Below are 15,879 nucleotides of genomic sequence, written 5' to 3' on the forward strand. Positions count from 1 at the left end.
CGACTTCGACACACACTATTTGTTCAACACTTCGTCAAGATTCATCAGTGTGCTACAAACCATGGTCCAGGCGGCAGTTTCCGCCGACGACGTGCCCACCAATTCCTCGGCTGCCTGAGGCTGCGAAGCGTAGTGCTGCATCAAATCGTTGACCAATCCGGTCAACTCGCTTGTTTCCGCGTCCGCAGCGGGACGCATCGTCACTCGCTCGAACACCCAGCGGATCTTTTCTTCGGCGGTTTGCAGATCCGATTTCTCGGTGACTTGACGCCCCAATTGTTTCGCCGCTTCGAGAAACTGAGTCTCGTTCATCAACAACAATGCTTGCAGTGGCGTGTTGGTCCGCTCGCGACGAGCGATACACGACTCGCGACTCGGTGCGTCAAAGGTCGATAATTGCGGCGGGGCACTGGTCCGTTTCCAAAACGTATAGACGCTGCGTCGATAGATTTTGTCGCCTTCATCCGCTTTGAAGCGAACCGTGTTGCTGCCGGAATAGCCCACCGCCAACCAAAGCCCATCGGGCTGCGGCGGTTTCACACTAGGGCCGCCCAATTTGTCCACCAACAATCCCGAAACCGCCAACGCCTGATCACGCAGCATCTCGCCATCGAGTCGGAATCGAGGGCCGCGTGCCAGCAAACGATTGCGAGGATCCGCCTGTAATTGGATCGGCTCGGCTTTCGCCGATCGCTGGTAAGTATCACTCATCACGATCGATTTCATCAATCGTTTGATGTCCCATCCCTGCTCTCGAAAATCGACTGCCAACCAGTCGAGCAACTCGGGGTGACTCGGTTGTTCGCCTTGGCTGCCGAAATCTTCGCTGGTCTTTACCAATCCGGTGCCAAAGACTTGTTGCCAGAATCGGTTCACCGCGACGCGTGAGGTCAACGGATGCTGTTCGGACAATAACCACTTTGCCAACCCTAATCGATCTTGGGGATCCGATGGGTCCATCGCAGGCAGAAACGCAGGTGTCGCCCGAGAAACCTCAGGTCCTGGTTGTTCGTAGTCGCCTCGCAACAAGATATGAGCCTTGCGGGGTTTCTCGAGTTCCTTCCAAACCAAGGTGGTCGGAAATTCGCTCTCGACTTTTTCCTTGGCCGCGGCAATCCCCTTGGCTTGATCGACAAGCACTTGCCAATCGGGGTGAGTGCAATAGACGCTGCGGTAATACGTTCTCAGTGCTTCACGATCCGCCGCCGACCGCTCGGCTGCGGGCGTTTCCAATAACTTGGCAAGCGACGACGACACCTCCACGATTGGCGATCGATAAGCGTAGGAAATCAGCGACGGGCCATCATGGTTGACGACCTTGATATAGAGATCGTTGTCCCCTTGCTTCAAATCCAACTCGATCTCTTTTCCGAGCGGATCGATGTCTTGCGAACCTTGCGAGATTGCGATCTGTTTGCCATTGAGATAGACGACGTGCCCGTCACTGGTCCCCAGCAACAACGTCGTTTTCTGAGCGACGGGGGACGTCACGGTTTGATGCAGCAAATTCACGCTGCCGTGATCTGGAACCGTCTCAAGTGAGTTGACGCGAACCTCGGCAATGTCTTCACGCAGTTGCCATTGGTACTGATTTCCCTCGTACGTGAAGGCTTGGTTCTGATCGAACGCGGCAGCTTGCGATGCAAACGACTGTTCGTAACTAAGTTCGGTTGTGGCGACGGCAAAGGGGCCGACGCTGTGCAGTGGGCCTCGTTGAACTTGCTTTGATTCCGGGGCCGCCGGCATCGTCTCGGACAACGACAAACGAACCGTGCGAAATTGGTGCTGCGAAAACTGAGATTGGTACTGCAACTGCACCCGCAACTTCGCATCGGCCGTTTCGGTGAACAGCGTGCCGAGGTCCAACCAAGCGGTTCGGCCGCCGGTTTGCTCGTGTCCCGCAGCCGCCCAGCCTTCGTTGGGTTTGATTTTGCCATCAATCGCATAGTTCACCGCAAAGGCCCCGTTGGATTGTTCGATGTCGGCGATCGCACTGCGGATCGGAACGGGAATCCAATTTCCGGGATCGTCACCGTGTTGCATTTCCAACACAATTTCGGACAACACCACATTGCCATTGGATGACAACCCGACCCGTTCCTCGGGCGAACTGACGAGAGCTTCCAATCGCAGCGATTTCCAAGGCGTGTTGGCAGGCAAGGGGGTAACAATCGTCGTCGTATCTTTGGCAGCCACTTTGCCGACGACTTCCACGGCGTGGTCGTCGCGGACTTTCATTTCGACTTTGGCGTCCGACACAACCGATTCGGGCGAGAGCACCGTCCACTCCGGCGGATCGCTACTGCCGAGGCCGCGTTCCCAAACGAGTTGAGCTTGATCGACGGTTTCGATCGGTCCGTCCATCTGTTCGTGGATGTCACGCAGCGCCTCGTCGAACTCAGCAATCTCTTTTGCTTGCTCGGCCGTAGGAACTTTGATCGACGGTGCCGAATCTTTGACGTTGCCGTCCATCGCCTTGCCATCCAGGCTGTTAAAAAACGCCGACAACGAGTAGTAGTCGGTCGTGGTGATCGGATCAAACTTGTGGTCATGACATACGCTGCAACCCGTCGTCAGTCCCAAGAAAACGGTGCCAAACGCATCGGTACGATCGATCACGTTGCGTGCAAACACCTCTTCGACAATCGAGCCTCCCTCGTTGGTGGTCACATTCAAGCGATTAAAACCGCTGGCAATCTTTTGCGAATCCGTAGCATCGGGAAGCAAGTCACCGGCCAATTGTTCGGTGATAAATTGATCCATCGGCATGTTGCTGTTCAGTGCGTTGATCACCCAATCTCGGTACAACCACATTTCACGGTAATTGTCCAAGTGCAATCCGTGCGTATCGCCGTAACGCACCAAGTCCAACCAATACCGGCTCATGTGTTCGCCGTAATGATGCGACGCCAACAGGCGGTCGACCAAATGCTCGACGGCATCGGGGGACGTGTCATTGAGGAAGGATTCCGCATCGCGCTGTGACGGCGGCAACCCGGTCAGATCAAAACAAATCCGCCGCAGCAGTGTGCGTCGATCTGCAGGCCCGTTGGGTTTCAGCCCGACCTGTTCTAACTCGGCGTTGACAAACGCATCAATCGCAGTGGTTGCCGAACGAATCTCGACACCATCCAGCGTACTTTTATGCGGCGTCTGGAATGCCCAGTGCTCGCTGTACACCGCTCCTTGATCGACCCATTGCTTGAGCGTTTCGATTTGTTCGCCGCTGAGCGGTTTCCCGAACTTCGGCGGCGGCATCAGCATGTCGGCGTCATCAGACAGAATCCGCAGGATCAACTCGCTATCGTCGAGCTCACCCGGCTGGACCGCCCCCAACACGCCCTCGGACGTATCCAGACGCAAATCGGCTTCGCGATGCTCTTCGTCTGGTCCGTGACAAGCGAAACAGTGGTCGGACAAAATCGGACGCACATCGCGGCCAAATTCAATGGTCTTGGAAAAAGCCACGGGTGCGAGCGAGAGAACGAGCCCAAAACTGACTGCGATTCGAGCAAGAATCATGGATGGCTTTCCTGGCAAGGGAGGGATCCGAACGAGTGCAAAGAGCGTCAATTCAGGGTGGGGGATCGACGCGAAGCAAAGGTGGGCGTGGGCTCCATTATAACGTCCACGGCAGCAGACAAGAAGCAAAAGCGGCTCACGATCCCCCCACACTCACCCGTTATCGCCCAATAATGCGGCTCAAACCGCACGATCGAATCGCTCTTAGCGGAATCTCTGCCTACGGAGTCTCGGATCCACCATCGCTGCGATGCCCCCAACCGCCGCCACCGGGGGTCTCGATGATCAAACGATCGCCTGTTTCGACCGGAATCGAAGTGGCCCAAGGCAGCGGTTCGGATTTACCGGCTCGAATCAGCGTGTTTTTGCCTACCGCTGCGTCATCGCCTCCGGCCGCGCCGTACGGGGGACGCGTTCGTCGACCAGTGATCAACGACAGCGTCAACGGTTTCAGAAATTCGAACTCGCGAATCATGCCGTCGCCACCGCGATGAAGTCCCGCCCCACCGCTGCCACGGCGAATCGCAAACCGGTGCAATCGCAGCGGCAAACGGCTCTCCATCACCTCGGGGTCGGTAATCCGAGTGTTGGTCATGTGGGTGTGAACCGCATCGGCGCCGTCATAATCGGCCGTCGCCCCCGAACCGCCCCCAATGGTCTCGTAAAAACCAAACGTAGCATCCCCGATCAACACGTTGTTCATTGTGCCTTGCGAGGCCGCCGCGACGCCCAGCGCGCCCAACAACACGTCGACCACTCGTTGGCTGGTTTCCACATTGCCGGCGACGACCGCAGCGCATTTTGCCGGATCCTCATCTGCCGGTGGATTTAGTAATCCCGTGGGAATCACCAGATCGATATCGCGAAGCACACCGTCACAAAGCGGCAAATTGGATCCCGAAACCATCCGCACCACATAAAGCACCACTGCCGTGACAATCGCCTTGGTGGCGTTAAAACCAAACGGATGCACAACCGCCGTGCCAGTGAAATCAATCTTCAGCCGGTCGTCCAATCGACACAGCGTGACCGCGATCACGGTGCCGTCGTCCAGTGAATCCGTAAACGACATCGGCTCCTTAGGAAGCGTGCGAATCCAGTTTTGTGCGGTATCGCCGGCGACCTGTAACAGTCGCTGCATGTAGTAATCGATCTGTGACACCGAATAGGTTTGCGACATCTCAACGAGTGCACGAACGCCATCTTCGCCCGCAGCTCGCTGAGCCGCCAAATCAGCCAAATTCTCCTCGGCGTTTCGCGATGGATAACGACCACCACTAAGCAGCGTCCTCAATTCGTCTTCGTAATGAACGCCCTCGCGAACCATCGCAAAGTCACGAATCAGCACACCTTCTTCGGCTAACGAAGTCGCGTCCGGCGGCATCGATCCCGGCGTGCGGCCGCCAATCTCGGCATGATGTGCTCGCGAGGCGACAAAGAAATCGGGCCGTCCGCTCTTGATCGTTCGATCACAAAACACTGGTGTGACGGCCGTGATATCGGGCAGATGCGAGCCGCCCGAAAAGGGATCGTTGCTGAGATAACAATCGCCCGCAGACATCGTCGGATAGACGTTGATGAAGCGGCGAACGGTATGCCCCATCGCTCCCAAGTGGACGGGAACATGGGGCGCATTAGCGATCAATGCCCCGTCGCCTCGGAACACCGCACAACTGTAATCGCGACGCTCTTTCACATTCACGCTGACGGCGGTCCGACGCAGCACTTCGCCCATCGAATCAGCAATCCCCTGTAACCGCCGAGCCACGACTTCTAACAACACCGCATCGTTTTCGGGCGTGGCGTCGTGATCCAAGCCCGACTCGGATTCGCGACGCAATTCGATCACTCCGCCGGCTAACACCTTGCCGCCCCAGTGGGGCTCGACCACCAAAGTGGAATCGCTGCTAATGACCATCGTGGGCGCAGCGATGGTGTCACCTTGACTCAGCTGCGATCGCTCGATCCGCTCACAATCGCTCCAGCATTTTCGCTGCGTTTTCGCTGGCGTTTCCGTTGGATTCGCAACCGTCTTCTTGTCCAGCGACGTTGACGGCAATAACTTGGCTTCGCAGCGAATCGCAACCAATTCCAGCGGCCGACCGGGTTGATTGTAGCCAAAGGTTTGCAAGTGCTTGTCGTTAAACTGCTTGGCGAGCGATGCGGCTGAAGTGTTTTCCGATTTGTCCGTCAGCGATTGAAAGGGAATCGGCAGCGACGACTCGGTGCCTCGGTAGCGAACATCACATTCAAAGGAATATTGCACCGGCACGTGGTCAACATTTTCATCGGCAATCAGCGAGTCCGCTTCGCTACGCAGCTCAGCAACGATCCGCGAAATCCATTCGGAGGATGCGTCATCCAGTGTCGCATAGACGCCTCGCGTCACGACGCGGCCGATATCGGCCAGTCCCATCCCTAGCGCGCTCAACATACTGGCGTCAGGGTGATCAATAATTTGGCTCATCTTCAGCGAGTCGGCGACACGACAGAGATGCTGGCCCGCTGCGCCGCCGAATCCGACCAACGTCATCTGACGCACATCGTTGCCTTCGGCCGTGCTGACGGTGCGGACCGCTTCGGCCATATGCGTGACGGCGATCTGCAAAAAACCTTCGGCGAGTGTCTCCAGACTGGGGATCTCGACCGATTCAGGCAACTGCTTCGCGACTTCTTCGATCCGGCGTTTTGCGGCCATTTCATCCAGCGGAAACGGGAATCGATCCACTGGCAATCGTTTTAGCAACAGGTTGATGTCGGTGATCGTCAGCGGCCCGCCGCGTCCGTAACATGCCGGCCCCGGGTCTGCCCCGGCGCTGGCCGGCCCGACCACCAATCGCCCTCCCACGACATCGCAAATCGATCCGCCACCTGCGGCCACCGTGCGAATATCCATCATCGGCGTCAACACCCGCAGTCCCGCAACACGTGCTTCGTAACATCGCCCCACTTGTCCCGTGTACCGGCTGACATCGGTGCTCGTCCCCCCCATGTCCAATCCGATCGCCGATGCCGAACCGGTTGACTTGGCAACATACCCCAGTGCCACCACCCCGCCGGCCGGGCCCGACAAAACGCTATCACGGCCACGAAACGTATCCCCCGCAACCAGGTTCCCACCGCTGGTCATCATCTGCAATCGACATGTATCTCTGCCGCCGAATTGATCCCAAACTCGGGCAACATAACTTGCCAAAATCGGATTCAAATAAGCATCCAGCGTCGTCGTTTCGGCGCGTGACACCAACTTGATCAACGGAGCCACCTCGCTCGATCGACTCACCTGATCAAACCCCAACTCGCGAGCCATCCGCTCGACACATCGCTCGTGTGTATCGTCGACATGTGCATGCATCAAACAGATCGAGAGCGACTCGGTCCCCGACGCCTTGATCTGCAACAGAGATTCACGCAGCATCGATTCATCGAGCGGACACAACACGTTGCCTTTGGCGTCGATTCGCTCTCGCACCTCGACCACATGTTCGGTCAGTGGAGTGTGCTTTTTCACGGACAAAGCAAACAACTCGGGCCGATCTTGCTCGCCGATTCGCAACACATCGGCAAACCCTTGCGTCACCAACAACGTGGTGTTGGCACCGGTGCGAGTCAGCAGTGCATTGGTGCCTCGCGTGGTCCCTAAGCGAACCGCAAGAGCGGGAAGCGGATCGCGGAGTCGGCAGCCTAGCAGCAATCGGGTTGCGAGTACTGGTGCTTCCAATCGTGCATCCAATTCCAGCACGAACGATCCCGAAACACTTTCAAACTCGGCCGCTGCATCTTCGTTGCCATCGACCGTGATGCGGTTCGCTTTTGCGTCAAAACCGATGACGCTTCCAATTTCAACGGCGACTCCATCACTACGCAACCAGGATGCCTGGTAACCACTCCAAAAATGATCGGGTAGCGGATGCTCGGTCGTATCGGACTCGAGTTTGAATTCGTGTTGCGAGCGTTCGCATCGACTTGCTTTCACGCGGACTTTTCCGCTGCTCAGCACTTTGGTCGATCGACGTACGCCGCCGCTGACAACGAAACAATCAGTAAACGTGCCGCCGACGTCGGCCCAGACTTGGGTGATGGAATTCAAACTCAATTTTGTTGGGGTGGATAAGAGGGAGGCACGTAGGGAGCCATCGAATCTTTGGGATTGTCGATCGCTTGATTGGTTAATAACAAATATCCGACAGCAAACATCAGCATCGTTAGGGGCGTCGTCACGAATTGCCCCACGTAACATGCCGCCGAACCCGCCATCGACAACACCGTCGCAATGATCACAGCCAACAGCGACGTCACCTTATTGCTCATCGTGATGTGGTAGCCCACGCGAATCGATCCCAGCGCCGATGTCTTGCCATCGCTGACGACAAAAATCCAAGGCCATAGCAACCACTGAGCCGCAAACACAAAGACCGTTGCCACGATCATCGCCAAGATCGCTAACCCCGCAGCGATCACCTCGCCGCCTTCGATACTGCCGACCAAACCAATCACGACGAGAACCACCAAACTGACCAGGGCAAGGGCAAACAGCAACGCCACCAAGCCCACGGCAAAGCGAAAAACAATGACCAACGGCGGCAGCAATTGGGACAAGGGACTCGGTTGGTTGCGGGCGACCGCCAGCGAGACTCTCGCAAACCCAACCGTTGTGTAGCAACTCAGAAAGGCGATAAACGGAAAGAATAACAATGCTGCAATCGCCAGGATCGGTCCGCCATTGGGGATGGCACCGTTGTCAATCATGCTGCCGATAATGGACATCAGCAAAAACGGAACTCCGAAAATCACCCCGGTTGCCACTAACAGGATCAAGGCTGCCAAAATTAGCGGAGCCCAACGCGCCCCAAAAATTGCCAACGTAGGCGAGACGATGTCCTCGATCGGACGTTGGACGATTTCGGTTTCGCCTAACTGAAGCACGGGTTCCGCCGAATACGACGTCGCTTGGTATGGATTGACCGGGCGACCGCTGGCGGATCCCGTCGTTTCGCTTGATCTTGCGATCGGCGACTGGAATGGATTTTCACTGCCTGCTGAATTTTCACTGCCTGCTGAATTGTCACTGCGTGCGGATTCGGGCGGCTGCCCCGGCGTGGGCGGCTCACTCGGTACCGACGACTCGCTCGGCGTGGGCGGTACAGGATCCGGTGATGCAGCGGGCTGATTCCCCCCAGTCTCCGCAATCCTAAAAGTCGCTTCACAGGCGGGGCACTTCGCCATGCGTCCGATCGCATCGGCAGGTAATTCGAGTTCTCGGCCACAGGAAGGGCAGGGCTGACGGTGAAGACTCATAAATTACTCGGCACAATCGGCGACAATGCAAGCAGAAACGACGCAAAGGAACGGGCTCATTACAAGGGCTAGCGTGTCGGGATGCAACCACGCGAGCACGATTTCCACAGTTTTGCAGGCATCAGAAGCGGTTGGCAATACGCTGCCTCGCGGCAAAGACGTAACGGTTTGGGTCGGGTAAACTGAACCGTTCACGCTCGCCCAAATTTCCCGCGACTGCTATTTTGGTGCGTCTTCCAAACAGTCCGTCCGGCGACAATCTCCTTTCCTTATTCCCTAGCGACCCTCCTCGTTGTCTGAGAATCTTCAATCCGAATCGATCCTGGGTGCGGACGGCAGCATCTCTCGTCGTCTGAACAACTTCACACCGCGGCCTGAGCAATTGGCGATGGCACGCGATGTGGAAAAAGCACTTCGCAATGAACAACATCTGATCGCCGAAGCGGGCACAGGCACCGGCAAAAGTTTTGCCTATCTCGTTCCCGCGATCCTGTTTGCGACCGAACAGCAAGGGCAACCCGAAAAACCGCTGCTCGATGTCGAAGACGAAAACGACCCCGGTCGTAAACGCCGGATTCTGATCTCGACGCATACGATCAGCCTGCAGGAACAGCTGATCAACAAAGACATCCCGCTGCTGAACAGCGTCATTCCTCGCGAATTTTCCTCGGTGCTGGTCAAAGGCCGCTCAAATTATTTGTCACTGCGGCGGATGAACCGCACGGTGTCGAAGATGACGTCATTGCTGGCCAACGAAATCCAGTACGAACAAGTTCGCGCGGTACTGAAATGGGCCGAAGTGACCAACGATGGCTCGCTGTCGACGATACCGAATCGTCCCGACTCGTCGGTCTGGGACGAAATGAAAAGCGATACCGGCAATTGCCTGGGCCGCAAATGCCCGCACTTCAAAGACTGCTTCTATTTCAAAGCACGTCGACGTGCCAATAATGCGGAATTGATGGTCGTCAATCACGCGATGTTCTTCAGCGATCTGGCCTTGCGACAACAAGGCGTTTCGATCCTGCCGGACTATGATGCCGTCATCCTGGACGAATGTCACACAATCGAAGCGGTCGCGGGCGACCATCTGGGGATCCGGCTGACCAGCGGCCAATTCGATTACCTGTTTGACAAACTGTACAACGACCGCACGCAAAAAGGGTTGCTGGTCGACAAACAGTTGCTAGGGCTTCAAAAGCAACTCGAACGATGCCGTTTTGCCGCCACCAACCTGTTTGCCGATATCCTCGATTGGTGGGAGAACTCGGGCACTCGCAATGGACGCGTGTTGCACCCCGGTGTGGTCGACAATCGCGTCAGCCAACCGATGGAAGCGCTCGCACGATCGCTGTTGGAGCAGGCCGAAGGCCAGAAGGATGAATCCGAGAAAAAGGATTTTGAATCGGCTCACGATCGCATGATGGCGCTCGCTGGCGGACTGCGGCAATGGATCAATCACGATCTGGACGGTGCGGTCTATTGGCTCGAACGCAGCGGTTCGCGTCGCGGACTGGACCGCGTTACTTTGGCGGCATCCCCGATCGATGTCGGCGCGACACTTCGCGAACATTTGTTCCAAAGCAAGATGATCCGCAGCGTCGTGATGACCAGCGCGACGTTGGCGACCGGCAACGATGACAAGTTCAACTTCTATCGATCGCGAGTTGGACTCACCGGTGGTTTATCGCTCCGAGTGGGCAGCCCGTTTGATTACAAAGAGCAAGCAAAATTGGTGGTCGTCCGCGGACTTCCGGATCCATCAAAAGAGCGTGCCGAGTTTGAAAAAGCATTGCCCGATCAGATCAAACGCTTTGTTCGTCACAGCGACGGACACGCGTTTGTGCTGTTCACCAGCTATGACTTACTGAAACGATGTGCCACGGCCTTGACGCCATGGTTAGCCGAGAACGAATTGCTGCTGTACAGCCAAGCAGGGACACAGAATCGCACGCAATTGCTGGACGCGTTTCGCCGCAATCCCAAAGGGGTGCTGTTTGGCACCGACAGTTTTTGGCAGGGCGTCGATGTTCCCGGCGAAGCGCTGACAAACGTCATCATCACCAAACTGCCGTTTTCCGTGCCCGATCATCCGCTGTTGGAAGCCAAATTGGAAGCGATTCGGGCCAGCGGACGCAATCCATTTAACGACTACCAATTACCCGAAGCAATCATCAAATTTCGACAGGGATTTGGACGTTTGATTCGCACTCAACAAGACAAGGGAATGGTCGTCGTGTTAGACCCCAGACTCGAGAGCAAGCCATACGGACGAGCGTTCCTGCAGGCGCTGCCGGAGATGCCGGTCAAGCTGACCTCGGCCAACGCCAAGCGATAGGGAATCGTACTTGATTGTACCTAACAGTGCGAATCTCAAGGCCGGAGGCAAACGTGACTCACCTCTCCCAAACGCAGTTTGGAAGAGGTCGAGCAGAGCCTTAAGCGATGCACGGGTGAGGGCAGACCGAGCAAGCCAGTGGCCTGCTGCAAGCTCAGTTGCGCGGTCGGCCCTCACCCGGAAGAGGCCTAAAGGGCCCGCCCGACCTCTCCCGAGCTGAAGCTCGAGAGAGGTGACTTGCCGTATGTCACCTCTCCCAAACGCTGTTTGGGAGAGGTGAGCAGAGCCTTAAGCGATGCTCGGGTGAGGGCAGACCGAGCAAGCCAGTGGCCTGCTACAAGCTCAGTTGCGCGGTCGGCCCTCACCCGGAAGAGGCCTAAAGGGCCCGCCCGACCTCTCCCGAGCTGAAGCTCGTGAGAGGTGACTTGCCGTATGCCACCTCTCCCAAACGCAGTTTGGAAGAGGTCGAGCAGAGGCTTAAGCGATGCTCGGGTGAGGGCAGACCGAGCAAGCCAGTGGCCTGCTGCAAGCTCAGTTGCGCGGTCGGCCCTCACCCGGACGAGGCCTAAAGGGCCCGCCCGACCTCTCCCGCGCTGAAGCTCGGGAGAGGTGACTTGCCGTATGTCACCTCTCCCAAACGCAGTTTGGGAGAGGTCGAGCAGAGCCTGCAGCGATGCTCGGGTGAGGGCAGACCGAGCAAGCCAGAGGCCTGCTGCAAGCTCAGTTGCGCGGTCGGCCCTCACCCGGACGAGGCCTAAAGGGCCCGCCCGACCTCTCCCGAGCTGAAGCTCGGGAGAGGTGACTTGCCGTATGTCACCTCTCCCAAACGCAGTTTGGGAGAGGTCGAGCAGAGCCTGCAGCGATGCTCGGGTGAGGGCAGACCGAGCAAGCCAGAGGCCTGCTGCAAGCTCAATTGCGCGGTCGGCCCTCACCCGGAAGAGGCCTAAAGGGCCCGCCCGACCTCTCCCGAGCTGAAGCTCGGGAGAGGTGACTTGCCGTATGCCACCTCTCCCAAACGCTGTTTGGGAGAGGTCGAGCAGAGCCTGCAGCGATACTCGGGTGAGGGCAGACCGAGCAAGCCAGTGGCCTGCTGCAAGCTCAGTTGCGCGGTCGGCCCTCAGCCGGACGAGGCCTAAAGGGCCCGTCCGACCTCTCCCGCGCTTAAGCTCGGGAGAGGTGACTTGCCGTATGCCACCTCTCCCAAACGCAGTTTGGGAGAGGTCGAGCAGAGCCTGCAGCGATGCTCGGATGAGGGCAGACCGAGCAAGCTAGAGGCCTGCTGCAAGCTCAGTTGCGCGGTTGGCCCTCACCCAGACGAGGCCTAAAGGGCCCGCCCGACCTCTCCCACGCTGAAGTTCAGGAGAGGTGACCCGCAGCAACTTCATCCCGGATCTCTCGCAGCAAGGCGAGATCGGTTGCGTTCCACTGCACTGTCCGTCGACCTTCGGACGGATCCCCCAGACCGCTCGAGCGGCTTGCGCCGACCTTGGACATCAGCAACTCGCGAATCTCGTTGGCGTTATCCAATCCGATCATGATGACGCGATTCCCCACGCTCAACGAGTTCGCATCCTCGGCTGCCGAGGCACCGGCGGTCTCGACCACCAGCGTTGCAATTCCCAAGATCTGCTCGAGCGGGTCGCGAGTGATCGAAACATTCTGAATATTCGCGATCGAAATCGTATGCTCAGTAATCACCCAAATCCCGCGGCGAAGATGAACGCCTCGCTCCGACACCGCATACCAAATCGTGTCATACATCAAATGCAGTGCGATGTAAGCGATGATGTCTGGCACGATTGCCAGCACGAGCGTGGGTAGCGCCAACGCCCAAGCCCAAAATGCAGATTGCCAATAGAGCACCATCCATCCGGCCAGGATCGCAGCGTCGACCAGTACCAGCGCCAACCAAAAAACGACCTTCAAGTACGTCAGAAAGCGACGCGATGGATGAAACACCCGCAGCTCGCCCTGCATTGCACTCGGTAGCATCGGGGGCTTGTCGGGGACACGAAACCACTCGACCAAGATTCGCCAAATACCACGATAAATCCACTCGGCCGACTTCTCGACGACATGACTCATTGATTCGCCTCACGCTGGCTGCGTTGCTTTCTCAACTCGTCACGAATTTCTCGCAGCAACTCGGTGCTCGAGCTGTCCGCACTAGCTTCCGAATCGATCTCGTCATTCACGTTCCGCATTTTCAGATACAGAAAATCTCGCAGCGGTTCAGGGTCCCGAATGCCTTCGATTTTCATCGTAGCCCCCGAGGCGCCCGATGCGGTTTGGATCGGCAACTTGGCCAACCCCATCCAACGTTCGATAATGTTGCGAGTGACGTGAATATCTTGCAGTCGAGCGTAGGTCAAATAGACCTCACGCCGAAAGAAGTACCCCCAGCACATCGAAACACCCTGCTCGTCAAAGCGATACTGCAGCGTTTTAAAGCGGATAAACAGCGGTATAAAAACAATTGGAAATCCGACGGTCGTCAGCACCGAAATGATGAAATAGTAAACCAACAACGAATCGTCAGGCCGCGTGATCGTGGTGGCGTCAAACCGAGGCGGTGGTGCGGTATCGCTAGAATCGAGATCACGATGCATGAACCAATACTCCGGTTTACGGTTTCGCAGGACGCTCGGCGAGATATTCTTGGACGGCGGCAGCAAGGTTTGCCCCGACCGCTCGGTAGCCCTCAGTCGTGCTGTTAGGAGAATTCCAAACCGTCTCTAAGCACAAACTAACCGTATGCGGATTTCCATTCATGCTAACCCAGTTGGAACTAATCTGTCGCCAGAGCGGATGATAGTTCGCCCCCGTCACTTTCGGTTTGTTGCTCATCGGAATCAACGGCTTCATCTTGCTGATCCTCGCGTAGGCCAAGTCGATAAAACGGTCACGCAAGCTAAGCATCGGCTCGGACAGCATGTCTCGCGGAAGCACATAAAAGAAACTCGCGTCGCCCGGACCAGGATTGTGGAGATCCAAAAAGACATCCATGCGACCTTCCCCGACGAGATCGCCGATCTTTCGCTGAGCCGCCATAATCTCGTTCCAATGAGGCTGCGGAGACCAGTCGCGATTGTGGTCATGGGGCACCGCGTTCTTGCCGCCATTGCCCGTTGCGGTGTTGTCCACATCCATGATTGGGATCAGAAAAATCTCAGCATGCTGCCGCAACCAAGTCGCATTTGCGTCGTCGCTGATCAACCATTCGCCAAAGCCCTGTGCCACCCAACTCGAACCACTTTCCCAAGCATGCTGGCGAGCCTGGACCCAAACCCCAAATCGCTTTTGCGTTTCGAGTTCTCCTTCTCGCACATACAACATTGGTACGCCGCGACCTTCTCGCGAACGACATAACTCGGCGGCTTCGGCATGCGGTGACTTTTCAGCGATCAAGCGTACGAATGCATTGGCCGTGATCGGAGTGTAGGGCGGCCCCCAAGCAACATAAACCGACGCGGCATCTGGCTTTAGCGTGTAAATCATCCGCTGGCCATCGCGTTGCCCCTTGTCTGTGTGCAGCCAAGTTTCGCCATCGATCGAGTGAGTCGCGCGAGCGGGCATCGCCCAAGAAGCCGACAACGGCTTCTGCTTCCCAACGGTTGCCGTTGATCCATGCAGCCGCAACGTGATCGTCTCGTCTGGTTGGATTCCATCGATGCGAAAGTACCACCAACAAGGCCACCCCCGCTCGGGATCGCCGCCGGGCATAAAATTGATGCTCCGTGCCGCTTGGTCGATCTCGATATCGCCAACCGACGCGCCTTCAAAATCGGAAACGACCGTCAATGGTTCTACAGCAATGCAATGGCTCGCTTGCATGGTCATCCCGATTATCACCAAGGCGGCGATGATCCATCGAGTCATCAACAAGCAGTTTGCCAATGACGCGTTTAGTAACGCCGGAACAATAACGGACGGATCGTCGCTAAGCGATCTGCGATCGGAACGCTGGATCAAGCAGCGATCCCCGACACGAATTGCGCCCACCTTCTTCGGAGCAGTAAGGATTCTCGTTTTCATATTGCAGGTTGGGGGTAAGCACCAGAAGCGAAGTGCGGTCACCAGTGGACGTGTGCCGGTCGCCACGCGGCGGTCTATAGAATACACGAACTTGCTTTCTCGCTTGCTCGGCAGGCAGAGACAGGTTCCACTATACCTTGCTATGACCATCGCAGTGGAGCCCCTTCCCCAACGGCGAGCCCATTCATGACAACCAATAAAATCATCGACGTTTTCCCGTACTTGCGAGTGCGAAACGCCAACGCAGCCATCGAATTCTACCAAAGTGTCTTTGGTGCAACCGAAGAATTTCGGCTCGCCGAGCCGAGCGGACGCATTGGCCATGCTCAACTCAAATTTGGTTCTTACACCGTGATGATATCGGACGAGTATCCTGAATACGGCATCCAAGGCCCCGAGGCGTTTGGCGGATCAGGGTCCTCGATCCATTTGCACGTCACGGATGTCGACGCGATGACTCAGCGTGCAGTCGATGCCGGCGCAAAACTTGTCATGGCACCGAAGGACCAGTCTTACGGCGAGCGAGCAGCCAAAGTACTCGACCCATTTGGTCATGAGTGGCTACTCGGGTCGGCGATCGAACAGGTTTCTAGCGAAGAGATGCAAAGACGATTTACTGCGATGTTTGAAACATCCGAAGAGGGAGATTCATGCTCCGGCTGACTCGTGCCCAACATCCATGGTCG

At 56.8% G+C, this 15,879-nt stretch carries 8 protein-coding genes; 2 read left to right on the forward strand and 6 right to left on the reverse strand.

The window, feature by feature from the left end; translation table 11 throughout:
* Positions 1–15: 15 nt before the first annotated feature.
* The 3 genes from ABD971_RS23770 to ABD971_RS23780 form a co-directional block, all read right to left on the reverse strand.
* Positions 16–3,522, reverse strand: coding sequence for a DUF1553 domain-containing protein (locus ABD971_RS23770; protein WP_345326171.1), 3,507 nt, complete (start codon positions 3,520–3,522; stop codon positions 16–18).
* A 220-nt stretch (positions 3,523–3,742) separates the two neighbouring features.
* Positions 3,743–7,618: a hydantoinase B/oxoprolinase family protein gene (locus tag ABD971_RS23775; protein WP_345326173.1), complete on the reverse strand. Its 3,876-nt coding sequence runs from the start codon at positions 7,616–7,618 to the stop codon at positions 3,743–3,745.
* A complete protein-coding gene (locus ABD971_RS23780; RefSeq protein ID WP_345326175.1) occupies positions 7,615–8,820 on the reverse strand; it encodes a hypothetical protein in 1,206 nt (401 codons plus the stop codon). The genes ABD971_RS23775 and ABD971_RS23780 overlap by 4 nt, the downstream gene beginning before the upstream one ends.
* A 292-nt stretch (positions 8,821–9,112) precedes the next feature.
* Between ABD971_RS23780 and ABD971_RS23785 the strand changes: the two genes are divergently transcribed.
* Entirely contained in the window at positions 9,113–11,158 is a 2,046-nt protein-coding gene (locus tag ABD971_RS23785) for an ATP-dependent DNA helicase (protein ID WP_345326177.1), read from the forward strand.
* Between the two features lie 1,356 nt (positions 11,159–12,514).
* On the opposite strand, the gene ABD971_RS23790 is transcribed toward ABD971_RS23785, so the two are convergent.
* From ABD971_RS23790 to ABD971_RS23800, 3 genes are read right to left on the reverse strand one after another with little or no spacing between them, the layout of a single operon-like run.
* Positions 12,515–13,243, reverse strand: coding sequence for a PH domain-containing protein (locus ABD971_RS23790; RefSeq protein WP_345326179.1), 729 nt, complete (start codon positions 13,241–13,243; stop codon positions 12,515–12,517).
* Entirely contained in the window at positions 13,240–13,767 is a 528-nt protein-coding gene (locus tag ABD971_RS23795) for a PH domain-containing protein (RefSeq protein WP_345326181.1), read from the reverse strand. Before ABD971_RS23795 ends, ABD971_RS23790 begins: the two co-directional genes overlap by 4 nt.
* A 16-nt stretch (positions 13,768–13,783) precedes the next feature.
* Complete coding sequence (locus ABD971_RS23800; RefSeq protein WP_345326183.1) at positions 13,784–15,193, reverse strand: M14-type cytosolic carboxypeptidase; 1,410 nt, start codon at positions 15,191–15,193, stop codon at positions 13,784–13,786.
* A 186-nt stretch (positions 15,194–15,379) separates the two neighbouring features.
* On the opposite strand from ABD971_RS23800, the gene ABD971_RS23805 reads away from it, so the two are divergent.
* Positions 15,380–15,856, forward strand: coding sequence for a VOC family protein (locus ABD971_RS23805; protein WP_345326185.1), 477 nt, complete (start codon positions 15,380–15,382; stop codon positions 15,854–15,856).
* The last annotated feature ends 23 nt before the right edge of the window (positions 15,857–15,879 follow it).

Origin of the sequence: Novipirellula rosea (assembly GCF_039541335.1) — a bacterium.
In the GTDB taxonomy this organism is placed as follows: Bacteria; Planctomycetota; Planctomycetia; order Pirellulales; family Pirellulaceae; genus Novipirellula; species Novipirellula rosea.

Bases quoted from the DNA above. Each gene is read 5' to 3' on its own strand.
- ABD971_RS23770 (WP_345326171.1), bottom strand. From the start codon at position 3,522: ATGATTCTTGCTCGAATCGCAGTCAGTTTTGGGCTCGTTCTCTCGCTC.
- ABD971_RS23780 (WP_345326175.1), bottom strand. From the start codon at position 8,820: ATGAGTCTTCACCGTCAGCCCTGCCCTTCCTGTGGCCGAGAACTCGAA.
- ABD971_RS23790 (WP_345326179.1), bottom strand. From the start codon at position 13,243: ATGAGTCATGTCGTCGAGAAGTCGGCCGAGTGGATTTATCGTGGTATT.
- ABD971_RS23795 (WP_345326181.1), bottom strand. From the start codon at position 13,767: ATGCATCGTGATCTCGATTCTAGCGATACCGCACCACCGCCTCGGTTT.
- ABD971_RS23800 (WP_345326183.1), bottom strand. From the start codon at position 15,193: ATGAAAACGAGAATCCTTACTGCTCCGAAGAAGGTGGGCGCAATTCGT.
- ABD971_RS23805 (WP_345326185.1), top strand. From the start codon at position 15,380: ATGACAACCAATAAAATCATCGACGTTTTCCCGTACTTGCGAGTGCGA.